The following is a 23368-nucleotide window of genomic DNA, read 5'->3' as shown; positions in this document are numbered from 1 at the left end:
TGAAATTTTAGCTCTAGGAGGAAATAATGAATATTACAAAGAAAGCTCATACTTTTCTTCGATTGAACTTTAAAACAAAACTGCTGCTTATTGAGGCCTTTTTACATTTAGGTAGAGCCCGTTATCTTAAGAGTATCTCATTTTCAAAAGTTGCTCCTTTACTAGGTGAACAAATGAAAGAGACATCATATACCTCCAATTCATCGAATAAAGAGGTATTAGCTAGTATATCGCGAGCCATTCGAATTATGAGTCGTTATACTTTTTGGGAAAGCCAATGCCTAGTAAAGGCAATGGCTGGCATGAAAATGCTGGAGAAAAGAAATATTGAGAGTACTCTTTATTTAGGGACAGCTAAAGATGAGAATGGAGAACTCATTGCACACGCTTGGCTACGTAGCGGTCCTTTTTATATAACCGGTGCTGATGTGATGGATAGATTCACGGTTGTTTCGAAGTTCGCTAAAAAGAACAGTGTTGAAAAGCTGGAAGAACAAGAATCTAGTTAACGTTCTCGATACCTATAATAACAGGGGGAACGTTAAACACGTTTTCCTCTAGAAAAGGTTCTTTATAATAGAAAGTATATATAGAAACAAATCCCTATTTCTACGAATCACCAACCCCATTCTTATTCTATTATATCCATTAGGTAGAAGTTTGTTATAAACCTACAATGTGCCCCAATACCTTTCCTTCAAATGTCGTAACTCAGCAATATTGTAAAATGCTATGTAGACATTCGGGATAAAAAAGAAACAAGCTCTGTGATAGGAGGATATGATTTTGAAGCATCTCTTGCATTTTACCAAGCGGATACATGATTATTCCGGGAAAATTCTATATATCAATCTTATTTGTATGATTTTAATAGGTTTTTTAGAGGGTGTAGGAATTTTCTTATTAATCCCGTTGATTGGATTGACCGGCATTTTAGATATTAGTACAGAGGAGGTTCCTTTTTTAAGTTGGGTTAATGAATTATTCATAGGAATTCCTGAAACGATTAGTCTTATATTGATACTGGGAGTTTATGTGTTATTAATGGTGGGACAAAGTATTTTTAAGCGGAATCAAACAATACTAGGTGTGAAAATCCAACAAGGTTTTATTAGACATTTAAGAGATGAGACCTATGGAAATTTGCTGCAAGTAAATTGGGGATTTTACCTGAAAAAGAGGAAAACTGATATCATCAACATCATGACAAATGAAACCTTTAATGTGAGTGCGGGTATTAATTTATTCTTACAGTTCTTATCTTCTCTTATTTTTACTTTCATTCAAATCGTTATAGCACTTTATCTATCTGTTACAATGACTAGTTTTATCATAGTTTTTGGATTGATCCTAATCTTCTTTTCCAGGAAATTCATCAAAAAGTCTCAGACTTTAGGAAAAGAAACCTTTCAACTAACACAAACATATTTAGCGGGTATTACTGATCACCTTAATGGAATGAAGGATATCAAAAGTAATTCATTAGAAGATTCTCATTTAAGTTGGTTTCTTTCCTTAACTGAAAAAATGGAAAAAAACAGAATTAAGTTAACTACATTAAATACTACTTCTCAAATGATCTTCAAAATTGTTTCATCATTTTTAATTGCGATTTTTGTCTTTTTTTCAATAAAAATGTTCATGGCCCAGCCAGCACAATTAATGTTGATAATGGTTATTTTTTCAAGGTTATGGCCAAGGTTTACAAGTATCCAATCTAATTTAGAGCAAATAGGATCTACTCTTCCATCTTTTAAAGCATTGTTAGATTTACAAAATGAATGTAGAGAAGCAAGAGAGTCATATGATTCAGATTATAAAAATATTAAGTCTATTGAAATTAAACATGGGCTAGATTGTCGTCATGTTTATTTTAGATATAATCAAAATGAAAGTACGTATGCACTTAAAAATATAAATGTACACATACCTTCTAACCGTATGACGGCTATAGTAGGACGATCAGGGGCGGGAAAAAGTACTTTAATTGATATTTTAATGGGATTAAATCAACCTGATCGGGGCGAGGTCAGTATAGATGATATCCCACTTACTAGTGATCACTTATTATCACTAAGGAAATCGATTAGCTATATACCGCAGGATCCATTTCTATTTAATGCAACTATACGGGAAAATTTGATGATTATTGACCCTAATGCAAGCGATGAATCCATTTGGGAGTCTTTGGAGTTCGCTGCTGCTGATGATTTCGTCAGTAAGCTTCCACAAGGTCTTGATACACTCATTGGTGATCGAGGAGTTCGACTGTCAGGAGGAGAAAGGCAGCGACTTGTACTGGCTCGAGCCATATTACGTAAACCATCTATCCTTGTCTTAGATGAGGCAACAAGTGCATTAGATACGGAAAATGAAGCGAAGATCCAAGCCGCTATCGAAAGATTAAAAGGAACCATGACCATTATTGTAATTGCTCATCGGTTATCGACGATTCGTAATGCGGATCAAGTATTGGTTATGGATCAGGGAGAAATCATTCAAGTCGGTGAATATAACCAACTAGCGAGTGAAAAAAGAGGGATGTTTAGCAATTTACTAGGTATCCAAATAGAATCAAGTATGTGATTCTCTAATTATTTGCCGACCTTTCTTTATAACATTGGGTAGACACAATATGAAAATGAAATTAATTAACATTACAATAAAAAATGGTATTTCAAGCATTTTTTATTGATATAAATAACGAAAGTTTCGTTGTTGTTATGAAGTAACCAGCTTTTTTCTTATGAATAGGTTAAACGTCAGGGTTATATGACATAACAATGCATAAGTTAAAAAAGAATAGAAATAAAAAAATGAATTTCTATTATGTGGATTAATCAATCAAATAATGGGTATTGTTAAAAGTAATTAAAGAAAGAGTAACTATTAAAAGCTATGACTCATATCTAGAGAGCGGTTGTTCTATTGACTGGGTTAATTAAGAAAGGATGAATTTTTTTATTAATGCCTTTATACCAAATGAGAGAAATATGGACACCCTTAAAATTAGTTGGAGTTAAGTTTTTTAAATCTGATGATAATAGTATTTTCATCAAGGTTTTTAACCAACATCGAAGAAGGTTAAAGTAATATGTTTTGATATTATGAGAGAACTGAACTAGAAAAGTCATCATATCAATGGAAAATATAAGAATATGTGTACATGGGGAAGGCTGTTAATCAGCCTTCTTTTTTTATGAACTGTTTTCTAATCAACTACAAACTGTTTCTATTCCTTTTGGTTTAAATTGGTGTTTTAAAACAAGAACAAGGTCACAATAATAAAAAATCATATAAATGAGGGATATTTTATTATGAATCTAGCAATTTTGTTAGGGGTCTATTGTGGAGAACATTATTCAGTTTACCATTGTGGTTGTCATTTTTTGGTTGGAGAAAATTTATAAAGAGTATTATAAAATAAAAGAGTTTGAGATAGACAATGATAGAGGAAATAATACATATTCTGCTTTAGAATTAAAGCCCTGCAATGCACAAGGTAACCATCAGTAAATTGTTTCGGGTATAAACAAATGACTAGCGGGTTAGGTTGGTAGCTCTAAAAACAGTTCATTGGCAGCAGGTAAGGATAGGAAGACTTTCATGGGTGATTAAGCATCTAGGATGTTTAATAATGTTTATAACTCAATAATAGTAGTTTTTTATACGTATAAATAAAGACTAGAGAATATAGAACTTAAGATTTATAAGAAGAGGTTTTGAATTACTTACTAATTAAAACTTTATCGAATAATGTTATAAAGTAATTAATAGTTATCTATTAACAATTGTTAACTTATTAAGTATAATTAATCTCAATATAGTAATTGAAAAGTAAGGGAGCAAAACCACAGGTCATGGATGACTGGGTTACCTCAAAAAGGATGAAATGAATTTATGCCATTAATTCAAATAAGAGAAATCTGGACACCAATTAAATTAATTGGAGTTAAGCTTTATAAATAGATAATGGAAGTGTCTTTATCATGGTTTAACCACCATTGTAAGGAGATTATGTAAAATGTTCAATACTCTTGAGAAACGCAAACCTATTGAAAAGTAGGGACGCAAAATTACAGGTCTAAGGCTATGCTAAGACGGCTGTGTTACCACAAATAAGGTGAAAAAGAAGATATGCAGAAAAAAATTGATGCAGAATGGGTTAATTTAATTTTGGAAGCAAAAAGTTTAGGGGTTTCCATTCAAGAAGTGAGAGCTTTTATTCAGAACGAACAGAAATTGATTAATCAGCCCCACAAGAATTAGAATTAGAATTAGATAAGCAAAAAAATATATATACTTTGGAGGGCTGTTATTCAGCCTTTTTTTTATGAACTGGATTCTACTGTTTTCTTTCGTTATAACTTAAAAGCTTGCGGATGAAGCGATCTGTTATCAACCAAATTAGTCATTTGCGTGAGCTGATACCTAAGAGTTTCTTATAGATTAGCACAATATATTGTTAGTTCCCTATAGTATTGTTCGGAAATTGTAAGTACCAATATATCTATAGAATATTCGGATATAATTAGATATTTTTCCTGACTAGAATGTTCCGGCTCTAAGACCTTTCAACAAGTAGTAAAATATTTAATAAAAAATTTTAAGTATATAGTACTATTGTAAGCGTTTTCTTATTGGATTAATATGAAGAAGGTAGTAAGTACAAAGAAGCGGTATTATTTAAGTACAGTAAATGGTTTAAACAAATTGCAGCCCTAAAAACAGTTCTTTAGCAAAAGATACAGATAGAAAACTTTTTAGTGGTGAATGAAACCTTGGTAAGTTTAATAGGGTAATTGGTATACTGGAATATTTTGAATAAATGTATTTTGTATGATTTATAGTAAACTATATAGTAGGAACAAATATTCATTTATAAAATGCGACCAATCAAAAAAATAGTGAATAAAACAGTTAATATTTTTGTGTATTTGACGATACTATAATAAAGCTAAAAGGACTTCGCAGAAGGCGATGTCAAGCTGCCATCAAAATACGAGGAGAATAATTTGATGACAAAAAATAAATATATTACGTTCGAGGAAGTTTATGAAAAGAAAGAAAGAAGCAAGAAAATTTTTATTGGGTCTTATATTACTATTATTTTAATCTTGATTTCTTTATTGACTTTTTTTCTCGGTCAATCGTAACGGGTGGTTATCAAAAAGGGCTGAGAAATCAGTCTTTTTTTGTTTAGTTTTCTTATGGTCTTTTACACATAATGAACTACAAATATTCAACTGATGATATTAATAATCCGTCAATTATGAACTTTTTGTGATCATATCTTTTAATATTTCTTTAAAAATTCTGATTTTACCCTTTTTGGATTTATTCCGCTTGCTAATACATTTTTTATATGTGATTATCAATTAAAAGAGCTATATTCCTTATTTTAGAAAAATAGGTTTAGTACAACTGTTTTACATAGTGGCTCTATTCAAATTGGAGTGGATATTCTAATGAATTTTATTGATATATTAATAGATACGTATACAAAGGGCGAGTTTCAGCAGGATGTTACAGTAAATGATCTTGTGGAAGATCTTAAGGAAAAACTAAGCGGTATCATTGAGGAACATGATAGAATATGATCCGTAGGTTCCGTAAGTGGTTAATCCCAGCTTTGTTCGTTTTATGGGCCATGTTAATATTCTTTTTTTCCTCACAGACGTATGATGAGCAAAGGATTTCTCCATTTTTAGGACAGTTAAATACTCCGTTTTTGTATGAAAAACTCGGTGGTATTTCATTTATGTATGGTGGGCTTGAGGTGAGTGTTCATACAGCTGGAGTGGCTGGATTTCTGGAGTTTTTTATTCGAAAGGGTGCCCATCTTATTATCTTTTTTGTGTTCGGCTTTTTGACGATTAGTGTTTGGCGCACTTTTGTAAAAAACAGCATAATTTCGTTTTCAGGTTCTCTTTTGTGTGTCCTTTTTTATGCTAGTGCGGACGAACTGCATCAAACATTCACAGGTGGACGTACCCCCTTGTGGCAGGATGTTATGCTTGATACATTTGGTGGATTACTAGGTATTCTATGCTTTCTTATAATAAATCGACGGCGAAAGCGTCATTGAATGATTTCCCCTTTATACTTCAACTCCTTATAAATAAGAAATCTCCCATGAAACCGTACCGATACATATACCTTAAGAAGTATGTCTAACAACATGCTTCTTTTTTATCGTTTATCTCATATATATTATAGCAATGACCTTTGTGAAGGTGATGAAAGATGAAAAGACAAAATAAGAGTCCAAAAGGAATATTGGCAAGTATGCTCCTAGTTTTAGCTGTAGGAGGTTGTATCATTTTTCTTTGGCCGAGTGGCTCTGTACGCTTGGTGGAGGATTTTTATGAGTATGAGAGTGGGGCGGAGTTCGGGAAGTCATGGGATTTATTAAGTTCTGAAATGAAGCTGCGGTTCCCAAATCGAGGCGATTATGTGCAAAATCGGACCCATGTTTTTATGCAGCATATGGAAGTGGAAACCTTTCAGTATGATGTAGGTCGATCTAAGAAAGTGAAGAACTGGAGCCTGGCTAAGGATGGAAAAGTGCATAAAACTGCCTATATGATTCCTGTAACACAGGTCTTCGATTCTCGCTTTGGCGTGTTTACAATAGAACAGGATTGCTATGTGGTAAAGGAAAAAGGCGAATGGCGTTTGTTATGGGATTACGTTTTGAATAAATTCCTCTCCTTTTTCGAGGTTTAAGATTCCTTTAATTATTGAAAATGGAGAGGGTATATACCTAGGAAATCAACAGTTTTCCTTCTCATGAAACATATTTCATTTTAGAGCGATCACTGATAGCTTTCAGAATAAACATTTTGTCCTGTTTGCTTAGCATTGTCCAACTACCTGCCTTGATTTTCATACAATTCACTCCTTTTATGATATAGAATATGAAGGATATTTAACATAATTTCGTGTCCAAAGAATAATAGTGTCTAGTGATAAAAATGGCTCAAGTGGAAGAAAGGAATATTCAACTCATACTAGATTATACCGTCTTTTTGCGCCTAATAAACAACAAAGATTCCAACAAATCTCTACAATTGATGTCCGTTTTTTGTCAGAATATTGGACGAAGAAAATGAAAAAGCTGTCTGGATGCGGGTCCAGACAGCTTTTTTATTTTTTATTATTTTATGGCTAAATGTTCTTTTAATTCGGTTTGAACTTTTTCTTGTTCTTCTTCCGACACAATATAATAGTAGATTCCGTCGATTTTCGTTCCAGTGCCATTAATGGATGATTCGGAAATGTCTTTGCTTGCGGCCCGGTAGTTCTTTTGGATGTCCATCATGTCATCAAACGTCAAATTTGTCTGAATATTTTTACTTAGTGCACCGAAAACTTCATCGTATTTCGTCAACGATGAAATGCTTGCGCCTTCTTTGATAACAGCCTCGATAATGGAACGTTGTCTGGATTGACGGCCAAAATCACCATTCGGATCATCATGTCTCATTCGTGCATAACTTAGCGCATCTTTCCCATTAAGGGTAAGCGTACCTTTTGCGAAATGAACACCATCAGAACTGAAGTCCAAATTATTTTGCACAGTCACACCGCCGACTGCGTCAACGATATCCTTAAAGCCTTCCATATTGATCTTCATATAGTAGTCAATCGGGATATCGAGGAAGTTCTCGACAGTATCCATCGACATTTCCGCGCCGCCAAATGCAAACGCGTGGTTGATTTTATCCTGTGTACCGTGTCCGACAATCTCGGTGCGTGTATCACGCGGGATGCTCAGCATTTTAACCGATTTCTTTTGTGGATTAACGGTTAAGACGATCATTGTATCAGAACGGCCTCTGTCGCCATCTCGTTCATCGACACCGAGCATGAGTATAGAAAAGGGCTCCTGATCTGATAGGGCAAGGTCCTTAGTTCGTTTATCCGTGTTACGGTCTATGGGCGTATGCATCGTTTCTACAGTTTTTGTTAGGGAATTCCATACGGAGAAGGCAAAGGCTCCACCGCCTAATATAATAAGAAGGACGACAATTCCGACTACTTTCAGCCATGTCCGTTTCTTTTTCTTCTTTTTTTCGTTTCTCATATCTTACTTCCTTCCTCGTTTTGTAATCACTTAGTCTATTATATTTAATTTCAGTTTAAAAGAATAGTTTATTTTGTTATTTTATAATACCTTTGACAATTTTTGGTGTTATTGTGTACTATGTAACTAACACAGTGGTAAAGGGGTTGAGAAGTTGAATTCATTTAAAGGTTTAATGAAAAAGGAGTGGCTGATTGGGAAAAATGCTCTGCTCTGGCTGTTGGTTGTACAGGGGGGGTTAGTGTTTATTTCTTTTTTAGTATCCAGGTATTGGGAAGTTGCAGGTCTTTTTTATATGTGCACATGGTTGATCATTATGATGCATCCGCTTATCATGATTCTGCTCATTTTAGGCTGCTTGAGTTCTGATGGGAAGACGCAGTTGTGGATTTATAATCCCCAGTCTGCGGGAATGCTGCTAGGCTGTAAGTTATTAATTAGTATGGTATTTCAAATGGTTTCGATTATTTTTTCCTCCTGTCTTGTTTTTGTGGCATCGACGATACCGGTGAGTTATTTTCAGGCAGACTTTCAGGTGGAAAATAGCTTGGGAATAATGGGCTTACTTAAGGTAGACGCGTTTATGTTAACGGTTAGTATCGTAATTGCCGTGTTTTTACTGTTTTTATGGGTGGTATATCATGCGCTCGCCCGGATTCATTCTATTAAAAATCTTCGTTGGCTGCTTGTTTCTGCTCTTTGTATAGGGATGATTATGCTTCGGGATAGGATTGTGAATACGGTCTTTTATCAGAAGCTTGATGACATGTGGGTTATCAAGACGATAAGCGAAACTTCGATGACCATGACTGATTTCAAGCTGGGGTTTTATTTTAAAGCAGGGGATACTTCACTTTTGGCAAGCGGGTTGGATGTTATTGGAGTAGTGTTATTGTTTCTCGCTTCATGTTGGCTGCTAGACCGAAAGATTGAGGTGTGATTGATGTCAGAGGATTTTCATGCATCAAAACCAATTTATTTACAAGTAGCCGATCGAATTTGTTATTCGATTGTGCGTGGCGAGATAAAAAGCGGTGAAAAACTGCCATCTGTTCGCGAAATGGCTGTTGAGATGGGGGTTAATCCGAATACGATTCAGCGTACCTACGCCGAGATTGAGAGGGATGGAATTGTGGAGACGAGAAGGGGGCAAGGTACATTCGTTAAAAATGATCCGGCGTTGATTGCTTCACTGCGTACCCGGATTCAAACAGAAGTTATTGAAACGTTCGTTGAAAACATGAAAGAAATCGGCTTGTCCAGAACAGAAATGTTGGCAGCGGTACAGCAATTTTTGATGAAGCAGGGGGAAGCAGAATGATAATTGAACTGCGTGAAATAACGAAAAAGTATGGAAGCGTCGTTGCCCTGGATAATGTTTCGCTCACGTTTGAAGTGGGGAAGATTTACGGGGTGTTAGGAGCGAATGGAAGCGGTAAGTCGACCTTGCTCAAGCTGATTGCTGGTCTGGCGAAACCGGATCATGGTGTTGTGACGGTCGAAGGAGTGGCGGTGAGCAGGAGGATTGCCTCGGCAGTCTCTTATTTAACTGAGATTGATTTTTTCTATCCTAATTTTACGGTGGCTCAGTATATTGATTATCATGCATCGCAGTTTGCTGATTTTAATCGGGATAAGGCAATCGAAATGCTGGCATTCATGAAGTTGGATGTCCGGAAGAAGGTACGCTCGCTGTCGAAAGGTAATCGGGGGCGGCTTAAATTAGTGCTCGCTCTGTCACGGGAGGCTCCGGTCGTGCTATTAGATGAACCATTTTCAGGGTTGGATGTTATGGTCCGCGAGTCGATTGTACGTAGTTTGCTGTCTTATATCGATTTTGAAAAGCGAACGGTTATCATCACGACTCATGAAATCGAGGAAATCGAGAAAATTCTAGATGAAGTCATTCTGATTAAGGATGGGAAGATCATGGCCAAGGAAAATGTCGAGGACCTCCGCGAAAGTAGTGGGAAATCGGTGGTCGGGTGGCTGAAGGGACATCATAGGTAAAATAATAATGTAGCTTCGGAAAAGATTCCGAGGTTATTTTTTTGTTTGCAAGGAGAAGGCCTTTGAATCTAATTAAAATAGATTACTTTAAAATGGGCGGTAAAACAAAGTCCCTATTAGAAAGAAGGCGCATATATATGCAGTACGGATATCATTAAAGTATAAATAACTATTGGAGGCTAAAGGAAAAATGGCAATTTCAAATGAAAGTAATTCAACTGAAAACACATTAAACGAGAGTAGTTCGACTGAAAGCTCATCAAACGAGAGTAGTTCGACTGAAAGCTCATCAAACGAGAGTAGTTCGACTGAAAGCTCATCCGATGAAGGGTGATTCTCGAGAAAATTCTTGATGAAGTCATTCTGATTAAGGATGGCCAGATCATCGCCAAGGAAAATGTCGAGGACCTCCGCGAAAGTAGTGGAAAATCGGTGGTCGGGTGGCTGAAGGGACATCATAGGTAAATTGTATGACTCCAAATTAGTATTTGGAGTTTTTTTTATTGTGAAAAAACGTATTGGTTACTATAAAGGGGAAAAGAGTGACATCTTCCATTAAGCAACTCGGTAAAAAATCAGGAAAGGTCTATATGACAGTTACAAGATCCGGGCAAAAGGAAAGTGCCCGTGTGCTAATTTCATATATGAAGGGAAAATAATCAAGTAGCTTCGGAAAAGTTTCCGAGGTTATTTTTTTGTTTGTAAGGAGAAAAGCCTTTGAATCTAATTAAAATTGAGTCAAGGATTTACTTTAAAATGGGTGATTAGCAAAGTCCCTATTAGAAAGAAGGCGCATATATATGCAGTACGGATATCATTAAAGTATAAATAACTATTGGAGGCTAAAGGAAAAATGGCAGAGACTGTTAGTTTACCGTACCTTGAAGCTTTGAAAGGTAAATTTGTGAAGGTGTTCAAAGGCGGGCCAGATTCTAGAGAAGGCAAGCTATTAGAAGTGAAGGACGATTATATTGTTCTTCAAACAGAAGATAATCAATTAGTTTATTATGCCAATCAGTATTTGAAAATGGTAATCGGGCAAGCGAAAAAATCAGGTGTTGATGTATTACCGGTAGATGAAGCGCGTGTTTTTCCAAATACTTATTTGGGATTATTGGAAACACTTGTCGCTAGCTCCATTAAAGTGAATGGTGGAGGGCCGGAATCAAAGATTGGCCGGGTTCTAGATGCAAAAGAGGAGTTTTTAGTGTTATCCACCGAGAAGGACGGGCTTGTCGTATTCCCGTTTTCAAACGTTAAAAATGTAACCATCTTGGAAAGCCAATCTAATGATGATTTATCTGAGGTTACCTTTTCGGGTGCAATTACACTTAATGACGTCCTATCCTTGCTTATCCACAACTGGGTTTCGATTAATACCGGCGGACCTGAAAAGGTGGGCGGTGTACTGGTTGAAGTGGCTGACGAGCACGTCATTGTTGTCAAAAATGAAGAAATATTTTATGTTACAACCGAACAAATCAAAGTTTTGTCCTTAGCAAAGGATGAGGATGAAAATAGTTCAAATACAGGATCATCAGAAAACAGTAATTCAAATCAGAACTCATCAGAAAACAGTAATTCAAATAAGGGCTCATCAGAGAACAATAATTCAACAGAGAGCTCATCATACGAAAGTGGTACAGCTGAAAGCTCATCATACGAAAGTGATACAACAGAAAGCTCATCATACGAAACTGATACAACAGAAAGCTCATCATACGAAAGTGATACAACAGAGAGCTCATCATACGAAAGTGATACAACAGAGAGCTCATCATACGAAAGTGATACAACAGAGAGCTCATCATACGAAAGTGATACAACAGAGAGCTCATCATACGAAAGTGATACAACAGAGAGCTCATCATACGAAAGTGATACAACAGAAAGCTCATCAGAAGAAGGTAATACAACAGAAAGCTCATCAGAAGAAGGTAATACAACAGAAAGCTCATCAGAAGAAGTCAATACAACAGAAAGCTCATCAGAAGAAGTCAATACAACAGAAAGCTCATCAGAAGAAGGAAATACAACAGAAAGCTCATCAGAAGAAAGCAATACAACAGAAAGCTCATCAGAAGAAGTCAATACAACAGAAAGCTCATCAGAAGAAGGAAATACAACAGAAAGCTCATCAGAAGAAAGCAATACAACAGAAAGCTCATCAGAAGAAAGCAATACAACAGAAAGCTCATCGGAAGAAAGTAATTCAACTGAAAGCTCATCAGAAGAAGTCAATACAACAGAAAGCTCATCGGATGAAAGTAATTCAACAGAAAGCTCATCAGAAGAAAGCAATACAACAGAAAGCTCATCAGAAGAAGGCAATACAACAGAAAGCTCATCGGATGAAAGTAATTCAACTGAAAGCTCATCAGAAGAAGGCAATACAACAGAAAGCTCATCAGAAGAAGGCAATACAACAGAAAGCTCATCAGAAGAAAGTAGTTCAACAGAAAGCTCATCGGAAGAAGGAAATACAACAGAAAGCTCATCGGATGAAAGTAGTTCAACAGAAAGCTCATCAGATGAAAGTAGTTCAACAGAAAGCTCATCAGAAGAAGGCAATTCAACTGAATGCCTTATCGAGGGGTTTGGTACAATTGAATTCTCCACAGAAGAAAGTAATTTAAATGAAAGTCCAGCTGAGGGTGAAGAGAGTGTAGATCCTGAGGGTGAAGAGAATGTCAGACCTGAGGGTCGTCGTCGTCGTGTAAATATATTTAAGCAAATGTGGCTTGAAAATATGATTAAAGCATCGAAGGGTATCTATAAAGAAGAAGATTGACCATACAGGTACAGCAACCAACAAAGTTGTTGTGCCTTCTTATGAAAAGTGGACATGCCGCTAGTGCTCGTAATGGAAAATGTATTCTATTACTCTTAAAAGTGTAATCCTTTTACTGGATACGAGGAGTGATTTTACTGCGGCTTAAAGCGCGTCGATAGCAGTCCACAATGGTCTAAATTTAAATGATGTAAAAGTTATCGAGATAGAATTGAGAGATTGAAATGTTGTTTCTCACTGATGAAACCCTAACATCGTGTGGACTAATTTCCGGGAAAAATTGGCCAAGCAAGGCGATTCAAATGTAATTTAGCTAAGTGTTCCGGTTACAAAATAAGAAAGGCTTAGTCTTAGCGTTTAACTGACAGTTTTACATCCTGCCTGTGGATGATTTGGACAAAATGGCTTATTGGTGGGATTTGAGTTTTTTAAACAATAAAATAGAAAGGTGGTCACAACTTGTTATCTAAAAATATTGGTCAGTATATTGAACTAGAACTCTCTGGAAATATTCAAGTAGTTGGGATTTTAATAGAAGCAAGTTCGGACATTATTGTCCTGTATACGGGAAAAGTGTACCGCTACATTCCATTAAGGCACATTAAAAATTTTTCCTTTCCAATAACGGATGAGGAGATTGAGAAGGGGGTAGATCCAGAAATCAGTGAGACGTCGTTCCGCAAATTGTTGATGAACGCGAAGGGCATGTTTGTTGAAATTTTACTCGCTAAAACAAATCCGGTCTATGGCTATATCGTGGGCATTATGAATAACTACTTCGTCTTTTATTCACCTGTTTTTAAAACGATGTTCATCTCGATGGATCATTTGAAGTGGCTTACAGTTTGTGATGAAGAAAAAGGGCTGTACGGCTTGAACAAAAGTGAACAACTTCTTCAGGTCTCTACTTTAAGCTGGGCACGGACATTAGAGGAACAGTTAAAAAAGTTAACTAATAAACTGGTCGTGCTCAATTTAGGTAGGCATCCGATGGATATTGGGAAAATCAATCATCTGCAAGACAGCATCATTGAGATGGTGAATGCTCAAGGTGATACGTTTTTTGTCAATATGAGACATGTGAAAAGCTTTCATTTTCCACAATGAAAAAACTCCGGGTCTGGTGTGATCCGGAGTTATTTCTTTTTCTCAATATTTTCATAGACCGAGGCAAGGGCTTGTTCAAATTTCCCGCTCTTTTTCGGTTTATAATATTTTTTGTTGCGCAGTTTGTTCGGTAAGTATTGCTGCTTCACCCAGCCATTTTCGTAGTCATGCGGATATAGATAGTCGATGCCTCGGCCGAGATCTTTTGCCCCTTTGTAATGGGCATCCTTAAGATGGTCAGGCACGTCACCGCTATGGCCGCTGCGAATATCAGATAAGGCCGCGTCAATAGCGATATAGGCTGTGTTTGATTTCGGTGATAAGCACAGCTCGACAACTGAGTTGGCCAGTGGAATCCGGGCTTCTGGAAAACCGAGCCGTTCAGCGGCTTCAACTGCAGCGAGGGCTCGCGGGCCAGCCTGCGGATTAGCAAGACCAATGTCCTCGTAAGCAATGACGACCAAACGGCGGGCAATGCTGACAAGGTCGCCGGCTTCCACCAAACGCCCTAAATAATGAAGGGCAGCATTCACATCGCTGCCACGGATTGATTTTTGGAAAGCGGACAGGACGTCATAGTGAGCATCTCCATCCTTGTCATGTGAAAAGCTTTTTTTCTGCATGCATTCCTCGGCAATTTGTAAATCTATAATAATCGTTTCAGACTCGTCAGGTTCGGTGGAAATAACAGCGAGCTCTAGGGCGTTCAGAGCGCTGCGGACATCTCCGTTCGAAGCGGTCGCAAAATGCGTAAGGGCATCAAAGCCGACCTCTGTTTTATATTGACCAAGTCCACGCTCTTCATCATGAAGTGCACGTTCCAGGGCTTTTGTGATATCGCTGATTTCCAATGATTTGAGCTCGAAAATCTGGCACCGGCTGCGGATTGCCGGATTGATTGCATGATAAGGATTACTAGTCGTCGCGCCAATTAAGGTAATCATCCCATTTTCGAGATAAGGCAATAGGAAATCCTGTTTCGCTTTATCAAGGCGATGGACCTCGTCAAGCAGCAAAATCACTTTACCAGACATCTTCGCTTCGGCTGCGACAATCTCCATATCTTTCTTGTTATTGGTTACCGCGTTTAGCGTCCGGAACGCAAACTTCGTGCTTCCGGCAATCGCACTAGCAATCGATGTCTTACCAATTCCAGGTGGACCATACAGAATCATTGAAGATAACTGCTTGGCTTTGACCATCCTTGCGATAATCTTTCCTTCACCGACCAGATGCTCCTGCCCAATGATTTCATCAATCGACCGAGGCCGCATCCGGAAAGCAAGCGGTTTAATATTCATTGCGCACCTCTCCTTTTTATATAAGGTATCACAAATAAAGGGTAAAATGCTCTGATTATGCTGTGAATGCAGTTGAATTAGTATTTAAATCGACCTTCAGTCAGAGAATTCGTCCGTGGGTCGAAATAAATCGACCTTCAGTGAATGAATTCGTCCGTGGGCCGGAATAAATCGACCTTCAGGAAGTTAATTCGTCCGTGGGTCGGAATAAATCGACCTTCAGTGAGAAAATTCGTCCGTGGGTCAAACTAAATCGACCTTCAGGAAGTTAATTCGTCCGTGGGTCAAACTAATTCGTCCTTCAAGAAAATAATCCGTCCTTCACACCAATTATTTCGTCCTATCCTCAATAATCGAACGTAAAGAGTAAACTCTTCCTTTGGTGTGGCCAGAATGATTTAACTTTAATGAAGTTAATAACTTTTTTGCGCTGGATGGAGATTTGAGTTGGAGGAATTGCCGGAATTCGCTGTTGGTAATGGTAGGTTTAACGAGGCATACATAATCCTGAAGAGCAGAGATGTGGGCATCATGGGAAGAATGCAAACATATGCGGCAAATCCACTTTCTTAATCGCCTCTCCATAGAAAATGCATAGCATTTATGGCAATACACTCCTGTTTGAAGGGCGTTAATAGGAATTCCATAACTTTCTAAAAGCTTTGGAATATAAGGTGTATGTTCGTCGAGCAATAAAGTAGATATTCTCTTCATATCTCTAGTTGAAAGGATTTTCTTTTTATACTTTTTTTTGAATTCTCCAATTTTTATAAGAATACTATCTTTACGTATCACTTTTCTATTAATATCTCTATTCTCAGCTCGTATTATAGTTGACGAATTGGCACTGACGACTAATGTTTCTACTGGAATGTTGATGATTTTTTTTGATTTTAACCATTCTAACAGCTGTTGGCGCTGCCGGTTCACTTGCAGAATTGGATCATCAAAAGCTTCCGTTTTTCCATCTGTATTTGTGCGGATAAGTTGATTGAATGTGTTGTCGAAATAGATTTCACCAGCCATGTTTTTCACTTCAATAATTAATAGAAAATAAGAAGTGAGAATAAGGATGTCCATTTGGAAGGGGAAGGGTGATCCGATTAAACGGAGGTCATGAAAGAGTAGATACTCTTTTTCAGGAAGGGCATTTAGAGTAGATAAGACTCTATATTCTCCACTATATCCAGCTTTGATTTTTTTGATATCTAAGTTTAATATCGGTTGCCTAGCATGATCAGGTGGTAAGCGCCTCATTAGAGCTTCTATCATATGTACTTTTAAAGGTATCTCGTATTCTTTAATAATCATGTAACCACTCCTTATCGATATATTAATAGAAATATTCTCTATTAATGATAGGTTTCCTGTATTTTTAGTAAAAGTAAATGTGTCAAAGAACAGAACTTTCGTTTTAAAAAATGTACGTTGGTTTTACAAAGAAGTTAATTCGTCCGTCAGCGGAATAATTCGTCCTTGAGAGAAGATAATTCGTCCGTCAAGAGGAACAATACGTCCTTGAGAGAAGTTAATTCGTCCGTCAGCGGCACAATCGTCCTTGAGAGAAGATAATTCGTCCGTCAAGCGGAATAATTCGTCCTTGAGAGAAGTTAGTTCGTCCGTCAATAGGAATAATTCGTCCTTGAGAGAAGTTAATTCGTCCGTCAAGAGGAACAATTCGTCCATGAGAGAAGATAATTCGTCCGTCAGCGGAATAATTCGTCCTTGAGAGAAGATAATTCGTCCGTCAGCGGAACAATTCGTCCTTGAGAGGAGTTAATTCGTCCGTCAGCGGAATAATTCGTCCTAGAGAGAAGATAATTCGTCCGTCAGCGGAACAATTCGTCCATGAGAGAAGTTAATTCGTCCGTCAAGCGGAATAATTCGTCCTTGAGCAATATATTCTTGCTCTTTTCCTACCTCTCCAATTAGGATAATTTGACAAATGAAGGGCGGGTGAATGCATTTCTAGTGGGAATATGCTATAATTTCAACAGAATTTATAAACGGATAAATAATATGAGGTGTATATTAATGAAGATATCTACTAAAGGCCGCTATGGTTTAACGATCATGATTGAGCTTGCTAAACATTATGGAGAAGGTCCGAAAAGTTTGAAATCGATTGCTCAGACGCATAGTTTGTCAGAGCATTACTTGGAGCAGCTAATTGCGCCACTTCGTAATGCAGGATTGGTGAAGAGTGTTCGTGGTGCATATGGTGGGTATGTCCTATCAAAAGATCCTCAGGAGATTACTTCTGGTGATATCATTCGCGTATTGGAAGGACCGATTACTCCGGTTGAGGGAATTGAGGATGAAGAGCCGGTAAAACGTCAGCTTTGGATTCGGATTCGTGATGCTGTGAAGGATGTATTGGATAATACTACGCTGATGGATTTGGCGAACTACAAGGATACTGGTGAAATCAATTCTTATATGTATTATATTTAAGTGATTAGCAACGCGCCTATTATATAGGCGCTTGCGTTTTTTAATGGAGGCGACAAAAAAGTGAACAGAATATATTTAGATCATGCTGCGACTTCACCGATGCATTCGAATGTGATTGATAAGATGATGACAGTCATGAGTCATGACTTTGGTAATCCGTCGAGTATTCATGCGTTCGGGCGGGAAGCGCGCCATGTTTTAGATGAAGCGCGTTTAAGTATTGCCACAAGTATCGGTGCCGGGCGGAATGAAATTATTTTTACGAGCGGTGGAACAGAAGCAGATAATACGGCGATCATTGGGGTTGCGAATGCGTATAAAGAAAAAGGAAAGCATATCATTACGACAGAGATTGAGCATCATGCAGTATTGCATACATGCCAATTCCTTGAGAAGTCTGGCTTTGAGGTCACATATTTACCTGTGAATGAAGCGGGGCTTATTTCGATTGCCGATTTAAAAGCGGCATTGCGGGACGATACAATTTTGGTTTCGGTTATGTTCGGCAATAACGAAGTTGGGACAATCCAGCCGATTGCTGAAATCGGGCAATTGCTTAAAGATCATCAAGCCTTTTTCCATACTGATGCGGTACAGGCATATGGACTGATCCATATTGATGTCCGCGAGTTGGGTGTGGATTTGCTGAGTGTATCAGCGCATAAAATCAACGGACCAAAAGGAGTCGGCTTTTTATATATGCGCGAAGGGTTAAAGCTGAATCCCCATTTATATGGTGGAGAACAGGAGCGTAAACGCCGGGCTGGTACGGAAAGTGTGCCGGCAATTGCTGGTTTTGCCGAAGCGGTTTTGATTGCTAAAAGTATGATGGATAAGAAAACGGAGCAATACTTGCAATTTAAAGACGTATTGCTTGCCGTCTTTGACGAGGCGAATGTACAATATGAAATTAACGGATCTATGGAGCAGTCGCTGCCACATGTGCTGAATGTTAGTTTTCCGGGTACGAATGTTGAATCGATGCTCGTTAATCTGGACTTAGCCGGTGTTGCGGTATCAAGTGGATCTGCTTGTACAGCTGGGTCAATTGAACCGTCGCATGTGCTCGTAGCGATGTTTGGAAAAGGTTCGGAGCGGACGAAGAATTCGATTCGTTTCAGCTTCGGTCTGAACAACACCGAACAGGAAGTTAGGCAGGCTGCTGAAACAACCGTGAAGATCGTTAAAAGATTGGTACAACAATAATTTTTTCTTTAAATAAATGAGGTGACAGAATGAATAAAGCACCACAAGACACCCGTGTCGTCGTTGGGATGTCAGGAGGCGTCGATTCTTCTGTGTCAGCCCTGCTATTGAAAAATCAAGGCTACGACGTAGTTGGGATTTTCATGAAAAACTGGGACGATACAGATGAAAACGGAGTCTGTACAGCAACGGAAGATTACAATGATGTGATTGCCGTTTGTAATCAAATCGGTATCCCTTATTATGCAGTCAACTTTGAAAAGCAATATTGGGATAAGGTTTTTACGTATTTCTTGGATGAGTACAAAGCAGGCCGTACGCCGAATCCGGACGTAATGTGTAACAAGGAAATTAAGTTCAAGGCATTCCTTGAGCATGCGGTAAGCCTTGGTGCTGACTATGTAGCGACAGGTCATTACGCACAGGTTGAATACAGAGATGGCGAATATAAAATGCTTCGCGGTGTCGATAATAATAAAGATCAAACGTACTTCTTGAACCAGCTTACTCAAGCACAGTTGGAAAAAGTCATGTTCCCACTTGGTCACATTGATAAGAAGGAAGTTCGTGAAATTGCGAAAGAAGCGGGTCTTGCAACGGCAACGAAAAAAGATTCAACCGGTATTTGTTTTATCGGGGAACGCAATTTCAAAGAATTTTTAAGCAATTATCTTCCAGCACAACCAGGTGATATGGTTACGATGGAAGGCAAGGTAATGGGTAAGCATGACGGTTTGATGTATTACACAATCGGGCAACGTCACGGTCTTGGTATTGGCGGCAGCGGCGAGCCTTGGTTCGTTGCGGGAAAAGACTTGAAGCGCAATGTTTTATATGTGTGTCAAGGCTTTGATAACGATGTGCTTTATTCCAATTCCCTGAATGCTGTGAATGTCAGTTGGGTAGCGGAACATAAACCTGCAGCGGAATTTACGTGTACGGCAAAATTCCGGTACCGTCAAGAGGATAGCGGCGTTACGGTGAAAGTATTGGAAAGTGGCGATGTCGAAGTCATATTTGACGAGCCAATCCGCGCGATTACACCTGGACAAGCAGTCGTTTTCTATGATGGCGACGTATGCCTAGGTGGCGGTACGATTGATGAAGTATTTAAAAAAGGTGAAAAACTGACTTACGTAGGGTAAAATAATCATGTCCCCAGCTGTGTTTGCGGTTGGGGACTTCTTTTGGATTGTGAACGGCATCGTCTGAATTACACTGCTAGCTTATGCTATACTTTTTAATATAAAAATGGAGCGTGAATGATCATGGATAAAAATCAACAAGGTATTGAGTTTATGCAACAAGGAAAATACGAAGAAGCGGCTAAAGTTTTTAATGAGGCTATAGAAGAAAACCCGAAGGAGCCGGTTGCATACATAAACTTTGGAAATGTACTTACAGCTGTCGGTGAAACGGAAAAAGCCATCAAGTTTTATAAAAAGGCGATTGAGCTTGATGAAAATGCAGCAGCAGCTTATTATTCGCTAGGGAACTTATACTACGAATCAGATGCTAAATTAGTCGAAGCGAAAGATATGTTTGAAAAAGCAATCCGTTTGGGTCTTGAGAACAGCGATGCTTACTTTATGCTTGGATTGACGTTGATGGCGTTAGATCAACCGAAATTGGCTATGCCTTATTTACAGAGAACGGTGGAATTGAGTCCTGAGGATGTGGATGCAAGGTTCCAATATGCGCTTTGCCTAGCAAATGCGGAACTGTATGATGAATTGATCAATCAATTGAATTTAGTGGTTGAACAGGATCCAGGCCATGCGGATGCTTATTATAATTTAGGGGTTGCGTTTGCAGGGTACCGTGAAGATCCGCAAGCTGCGATAACATATTTTGAAAAAGCATTGGAAGCACAGCCAGACCATATGTTGGCGGCACACGGTAAGAAATTGATGGAAGAAATGAATGCTGAATAAATAGACGACATATGTATGGAAGGGTGGGGAGAAGCGTTGAGCCAGCAAGATTCGATGGATTTGTTTGCAGAAGAGAAAATGTTTATGAAAGGAAGTCATTTAGTGACGATCTTTCATAATGAAGAAAATATGTACTCGGTTGTAAGAATCCGTGTGAATGAAACGAATTTGAACTATGACGAGAAGGAAGCGGTCGTCACGGGTTATTTTCCGAGGATGCATGAGGATGAGACGTATATTTTTTATGGAGCAATGAAAGAGCACCAACGTTTTGGTCTTCAATTTCATGTCGAGCATTTTCGAAAGGATTTGCCCCAATCCAAGGAAGGAATCGTCAGTTATTTATCTGGTGAACTGTTCAAAGGTATTGGGAAAAAAACAGCAGAAAGCATTGTCGAAACACTCGGGGAGAAGGCAATTTCTAAAATTCTGGCTCAGCCTTCCATACTTGATGATATTCCGAAGCTATCCGGGGAAAAGGCGAAGAGTCTCTATGATACTTTAGTCGAACATCAAGGTCTGGAACAGGTAATGATTGCTCTTAATCAATATGGCTTTGGCCCACAGCTGTCTATGAAGATTTATCAAATGTATAAGCATGATACAATCACCATGGTTCAGGGGAATCCATATAAGCTTGTGGAGGATATCGAAGGAATTGGTTTTGGGCGAGCGGATGAGCTTGGGCATCAGCTCGGCATTTCCGGTAACCATCCTGATCGTATCAAGGCTGCGTGCCTATATACACTAGAATCACAATGTCTGCAGGATGGAAATATCTACATAGAAGCTGAGCAGCTGTTGGAAGCTGTCAAGCGGCTGCTTGAGGAAAATAAGCGCGATCGAATTGAGTTCACAAACATTTCCTCGGAAATAATCGAATTAACGGAGGCGGGGAAAATCGTTGTCGAAGATCAACGAATTTACCTGCCATCCCTTTACTATTCTGAAAAGGGAATTGTTATGAACATCAAGCGGATGCTAGCACAAACCGAGTATGAAGACCAGTTCCCAGAATCGGAATTTTTACTGGCACTTGGTAAGCTGGAAGAGCGTCTAAATGTTTCCTATGCCTCAGCCCAAAAAGAGGCGATACAAACAGCCCTGCAGTCGCCTATGTTGATTCTGACGGGTGGACCTGGTACGGGGAAGACAACGGTTATCAAAGGGATTGTCGAGTTATATGCCGAACTTCATGGTGTATCTATGGACATTAACGATTATAAAAAAGAGGGCAGCGATCCGTTCCCATTTGTGCTTGCGGCACCTACTGGACGTGCAGCGAAACGCATGGCTGAATCGACGGGGCTTCCCGCTGTTACGATTCACCGCTTGCTCGGATGGAACGGAAGTGAAGGCTTTTCCCATGATGAAGATAATCAGTTAGAAGGCCGCATTGTCATTATTGATGAGGTTTCTATGGTGGATACGTGGTTAGCTCATCAATTATTTAAAGCCTTGCCGGAAAATTGCCAAGTGATTTTAGTTGGTGATGAAGATCAGCTGCCTTCAGTCGGACCGGGACAGGTGCTAAAGGATTTGCTTGCTTCGAATTGTGTGCCGACTGTCAGTCTTGAGCATATTTATCGTCAAGCGGATGGTTCATCAATCATTGAACTGGCCCATGATATAAAAAAAGGCCGGCTTCCAAATGATGTTACGAAGCAGCAGGAAGATCGATCGTTCATTCGCTGTAAGACTGACCAAATCGCTCAGGTTATTGAGAAAGTTGTTGCGAATGCCAGGACGAAGGGTTTCACTGCCAAAGATATTCAAGTGCTGGCCCCAATGTATAGAGGACCTGCCGGGATTGATGCGTTGAATAAAATGCTACAAGAAGTGTTTAATAGCAATGTGAATGAAAAGCGGCGGGAAATCAAGTTTGGAGACGTGATCTACCGAACGGGAGACAAAGTGCTTCAACTGGTTAACCAGCCGGAAGAAGGCGTCTTTAACGGTGATATGGGTGAAATCGTGTCAATTTTGTTTGCGAAGGAAAATACTGATCATGTCGATAAGATCATTATATCGTTTGAAGGCATTGAAGTAACTTACACGAAGCAGGATTTGAACCAGATTACCCACGCGTATTGCTGTTCAATTCATAAATCGCAGGGAAGCGAGTTTCCCATTGTGATTTTGCCTGTTGTAAAAAGTTATTATCGGATGCTCCGACGTAATCTATTGTATACAGCGATTACCCGAAGCAAGAATTTCTTGATACTTTGTGGTGAAGAAGATGCTTTCCGTTTAGGTATCGAGCGCAATGATGAAATGCGCCGGAAAACTACATTACTTGAAAAACTTCGTGAAACTTTGAATGATGAAGAAATGCCAGCTGAATCTGCAGAGTTGCCAATGCAAGAGGAAAGTTATTTTGACATACTGATGCATGAAGATCCGATGATTGGGATGGGCAATGTCACACCTTATGATTTTATGTAGGTGGAGATTAATGTCTAGTTCTTTACCTGGT

At 38.7% G+C, this 23368-nt stretch carries 23 protein-coding genes and 1 riboswitch; of the genes, 18 read left to right on the top strand and 5 right to left on the bottom strand.

Annotation, left to right across the window (positions count from 1 at the left end; genetic code table 11):
* Positions 1–26: 26 nt before the first annotated feature.
* From NST21_RS19805 to NST21_RS19770, 8 genes are all read left to right on the top strand, one after another.
* Positions 27–509, top strand: a complete 483-nt coding sequence (locus NST21_RS19805) for a lasso peptide biosynthesis B2 protein (RefSeq protein WP_340890824.1) — start codon at positions 27–29, stop codon at positions 507–509.
* Positions 510–786: 277 nt separating this feature from the next.
* Positions 787–2586, top strand: a complete 1800-nt coding sequence (locus NST21_RS19800) for an ABC transporter ATP-binding protein (protein ID WP_340890823.1) — start codon at positions 787–789, stop codon at positions 2584–2586.
* Positions 2587–3348: 762 nt separating this feature from the next.
* On the top strand, positions 3349–3516 hold the full coding sequence (locus NST21_RS19795; RefSeq protein ID WP_340890822.1) for a hypothetical protein: 168 nt from the start codon (positions 3349–3351) through the stop codon (positions 3514–3516).
* 519 nt (positions 3517–4035) lie between these two features.
* Positions 4036–4117, top strand: a riboswitch (cyclic di-GMP riboswitch).
* A 20-nt stretch (positions 4118–4137) separates the two neighbouring features.
* Positions 4138–4269 (top strand): anti-repressor SinI family protein, encoded by a 132-nt coding sequence (locus tag NST21_RS19790; RefSeq protein ID WP_340890821.1) that lies wholly within the window; start codon positions 4138–4140, stop codon positions 4267–4269.
* 749 nt (positions 4270–5018) lie between these two features.
* Entirely contained in the window at positions 5019–5156 is a 138-nt protein-coding gene (locus tag NST21_RS19785; protein ID WP_328114487.1) for a hypothetical protein, read from the top strand.
* Positions 5157–5468: 312 nt separating this feature from the next.
* Positions 5469–5600, top strand: coding sequence for a hypothetical protein (locus NST21_RS19780; RefSeq protein ID WP_328114488.1), 132 nt, complete (start codon positions 5469–5471; stop codon positions 5598–5600).
* Positions 5597–6088 (top strand): VanZ family protein, encoded by a 492-nt coding sequence (locus NST21_RS19775; protein WP_340890818.1) that lies wholly within the window; start codon positions 5597–5599, stop codon positions 6086–6088. Before NST21_RS19780 ends, NST21_RS19775 begins: the two co-directional genes overlap by 4 nt.
* A 158-nt stretch (positions 6089–6246) precedes the next feature.
* Positions 6247–6729: a hypothetical protein gene (locus NST21_RS19770; protein ID WP_340890817.1), complete on the top strand. Its 483-nt coding sequence runs from the start codon at positions 6247–6249 to the stop codon at positions 6727–6729.
* 430 nt (positions 6730–7159) lie between these two features.
* Here the strand turns inward: NST21_RS19770 and tagU are convergent, their stop codons facing one another.
* On the bottom strand, positions 7160–8089 hold the full coding sequence (gene tagU, locus NST21_RS19765; protein WP_340890816.1) for a polyisoprenyl-teichoic acid--peptidoglycan teichoic acid transferase TagU: 930 nt from the start codon (positions 8087–8089) through the stop codon (positions 7160–7162).
* A gap of 154 nt (positions 8090–8243) precedes the next feature.
* Here tagU and NST21_RS19760 point away from each other — a divergent pair, with 154 nt between their 5' ends.
* From NST21_RS19760 to NST21_RS19750, 3 genes are read left to right on the top strand one after another with little or no spacing between them, the layout of a single operon-like run.
* Positions 8244–9029, top strand: a complete 786-nt coding sequence (locus tag NST21_RS19760; protein ID WP_340890814.1) for a hypothetical protein — start codon at positions 8244–8246, stop codon at positions 9027–9029.
* A gap of 3 nt (positions 9030–9032) precedes the next feature.
* The gene (locus NST21_RS19755) at positions 9033–9410 is read left to right on the top strand and encodes a GntR family transcriptional regulator (protein WP_053347067.1); all 378 of its coding nucleotides are present in this window, start codon (positions 9033–9035) and stop codon (positions 9408–9410) included.
* Positions 9410–10099 (top strand): ABC transporter ATP-binding protein, encoded by a 690-nt coding sequence (locus NST21_RS19750; RefSeq protein WP_340892593.1) that lies wholly within the window; start codon positions 9410–9412, stop codon positions 10097–10099. The genes NST21_RS19755 and NST21_RS19750 overlap by 1 nt, the downstream gene beginning before the upstream one ends.
* Before the next feature lie 87 nt (positions 10100–10186).
* Here the strand turns inward: NST21_RS19750 and NST21_RS19745 are convergent, their stop codons facing one another.
* Complete coding sequence (locus NST21_RS19745) at positions 10187–10558, bottom strand: hypothetical protein (RefSeq protein ID WP_340890811.1); 372 nt, start codon at positions 10556–10558, stop codon at positions 10187–10189.
* Between the two features lie 394 nt (positions 10559–10952).
* Here NST21_RS19745 and NST21_RS19740 point away from each other — a divergent pair, with 394 nt between their 5' ends.
* Both NST21_RS19740 and NST21_RS19735 read left to right on the top strand, forming a co-directional pair.
* Entirely contained in the window at positions 10953–12890 is a 1938-nt protein-coding gene (locus tag NST21_RS19740; RefSeq protein ID WP_340890809.1) for a hypothetical protein, read from the top strand.
* A 459-nt stretch (positions 12891–13349) separates the two neighbouring features.
* A complete protein-coding gene (locus tag NST21_RS19735; RefSeq protein WP_340890808.1) occupies positions 13350–13997 on the top strand; it encodes a DUF2642 domain-containing protein in 648 nt (215 codons plus the stop codon).
* 29 nt (positions 13998–14026) lie between these two features.
* Here NST21_RS19735 and NST21_RS19730 read toward each other — a convergent pair whose 3' ends face one another.
* The 3 genes from NST21_RS19730 to NST21_RS19720 all read right to left on the bottom strand — a co-directional run bounded on the left by NST21_RS19730 (position 14027) and on the right by NST21_RS19720 (position 16924).
* A complete protein-coding gene (locus tag NST21_RS19730) occupies positions 14027–15298 on the bottom strand; it encodes a replication-associated recombination protein A (protein WP_053347063.1) in 1272 nt (423 codons plus the stop codon).
* Between the two features lie 330 nt (positions 15299–15628).
* A complete protein-coding gene (locus NST21_RS19725) occupies positions 15629–16609 on the bottom strand; it encodes a nuclease-related domain-containing protein (RefSeq protein ID WP_340890806.1) in 981 nt (326 codons plus the stop codon).
* Positions 16610–16732: 123 nt separating this feature from the next.
* The gene (locus NST21_RS19720) at positions 16733–16924 is read right to left on the bottom strand and encodes a hypothetical protein (protein ID WP_340890805.1); all 192 of its coding nucleotides are present in this window, start codon (positions 16922–16924) and stop codon (positions 16733–16735) included.
* Positions 16925–17332: 408 nt separating this feature from the next.
* On the opposite strand from NST21_RS19720, the gene cymR reads away from it, so the two are divergent.
* The 5 genes from cymR (at position 17333) to recD2 (ending at position 23337) form a co-directional block, all read left to right on the top strand.
* The gene (cymR, locus tag NST21_RS19715; protein WP_340890804.1) at positions 17333–17752 is read left to right on the top strand and encodes a cysteine metabolism transcriptional regulator CymR; all 420 of its coding nucleotides are present in this window, start codon (positions 17333–17335) and stop codon (positions 17750–17752) included.
* A 60-nt stretch (positions 17753–17812) separates the two neighbouring features.
* Positions 17813–18958, top strand: a complete 1146-nt coding sequence (locus tag NST21_RS19710) for a cysteine desulfurase family protein (protein WP_340890803.1) — start codon at positions 17813–17815, stop codon at positions 18956–18958.
* A gap of 29 nt (positions 18959–18987) precedes the next feature.
* Entirely contained in the window at positions 18988–20103 is a 1116-nt protein-coding gene (mnmA, locus tag NST21_RS19705; RefSeq protein ID WP_340890801.1) for a tRNA 2-thiouridine(34) synthase MnmA, read from the top strand.
* A 123-nt stretch (positions 20104–20226) separates the two neighbouring features.
* Positions 20227–20892, top strand: coding sequence for a tetratricopeptide repeat protein (locus NST21_RS19700; RefSeq protein WP_056528508.1), 666 nt, complete (start codon positions 20227–20229; stop codon positions 20890–20892).
* 36 nt (positions 20893–20928) lie between these two features.
* Positions 20929–23337: an SF1B family DNA helicase RecD2 gene (recD2, locus tag NST21_RS19695; protein WP_057219079.1), complete on the top strand. Its 2409-nt coding sequence runs from the start codon at positions 20929–20931 to the stop codon at positions 23335–23337.
* The last annotated feature ends 31 nt before the right edge of the window (positions 23338–23368 follow it).

The organism is Peribacillus sp. FSL K6-1552 (assembly GCF_038005205.1).
GTDB classification, from domain to species: domain Bacteria; phylum Bacillota; class Bacilli; order Bacillales; family DSM-1321; genus Peribacillus; species Peribacillus butanolivorans.
The sequence above is the reverse complement of the archived record's forward strand: the minus strand, read 5'-3'. Positions and strand labels throughout refer to the sequence as shown.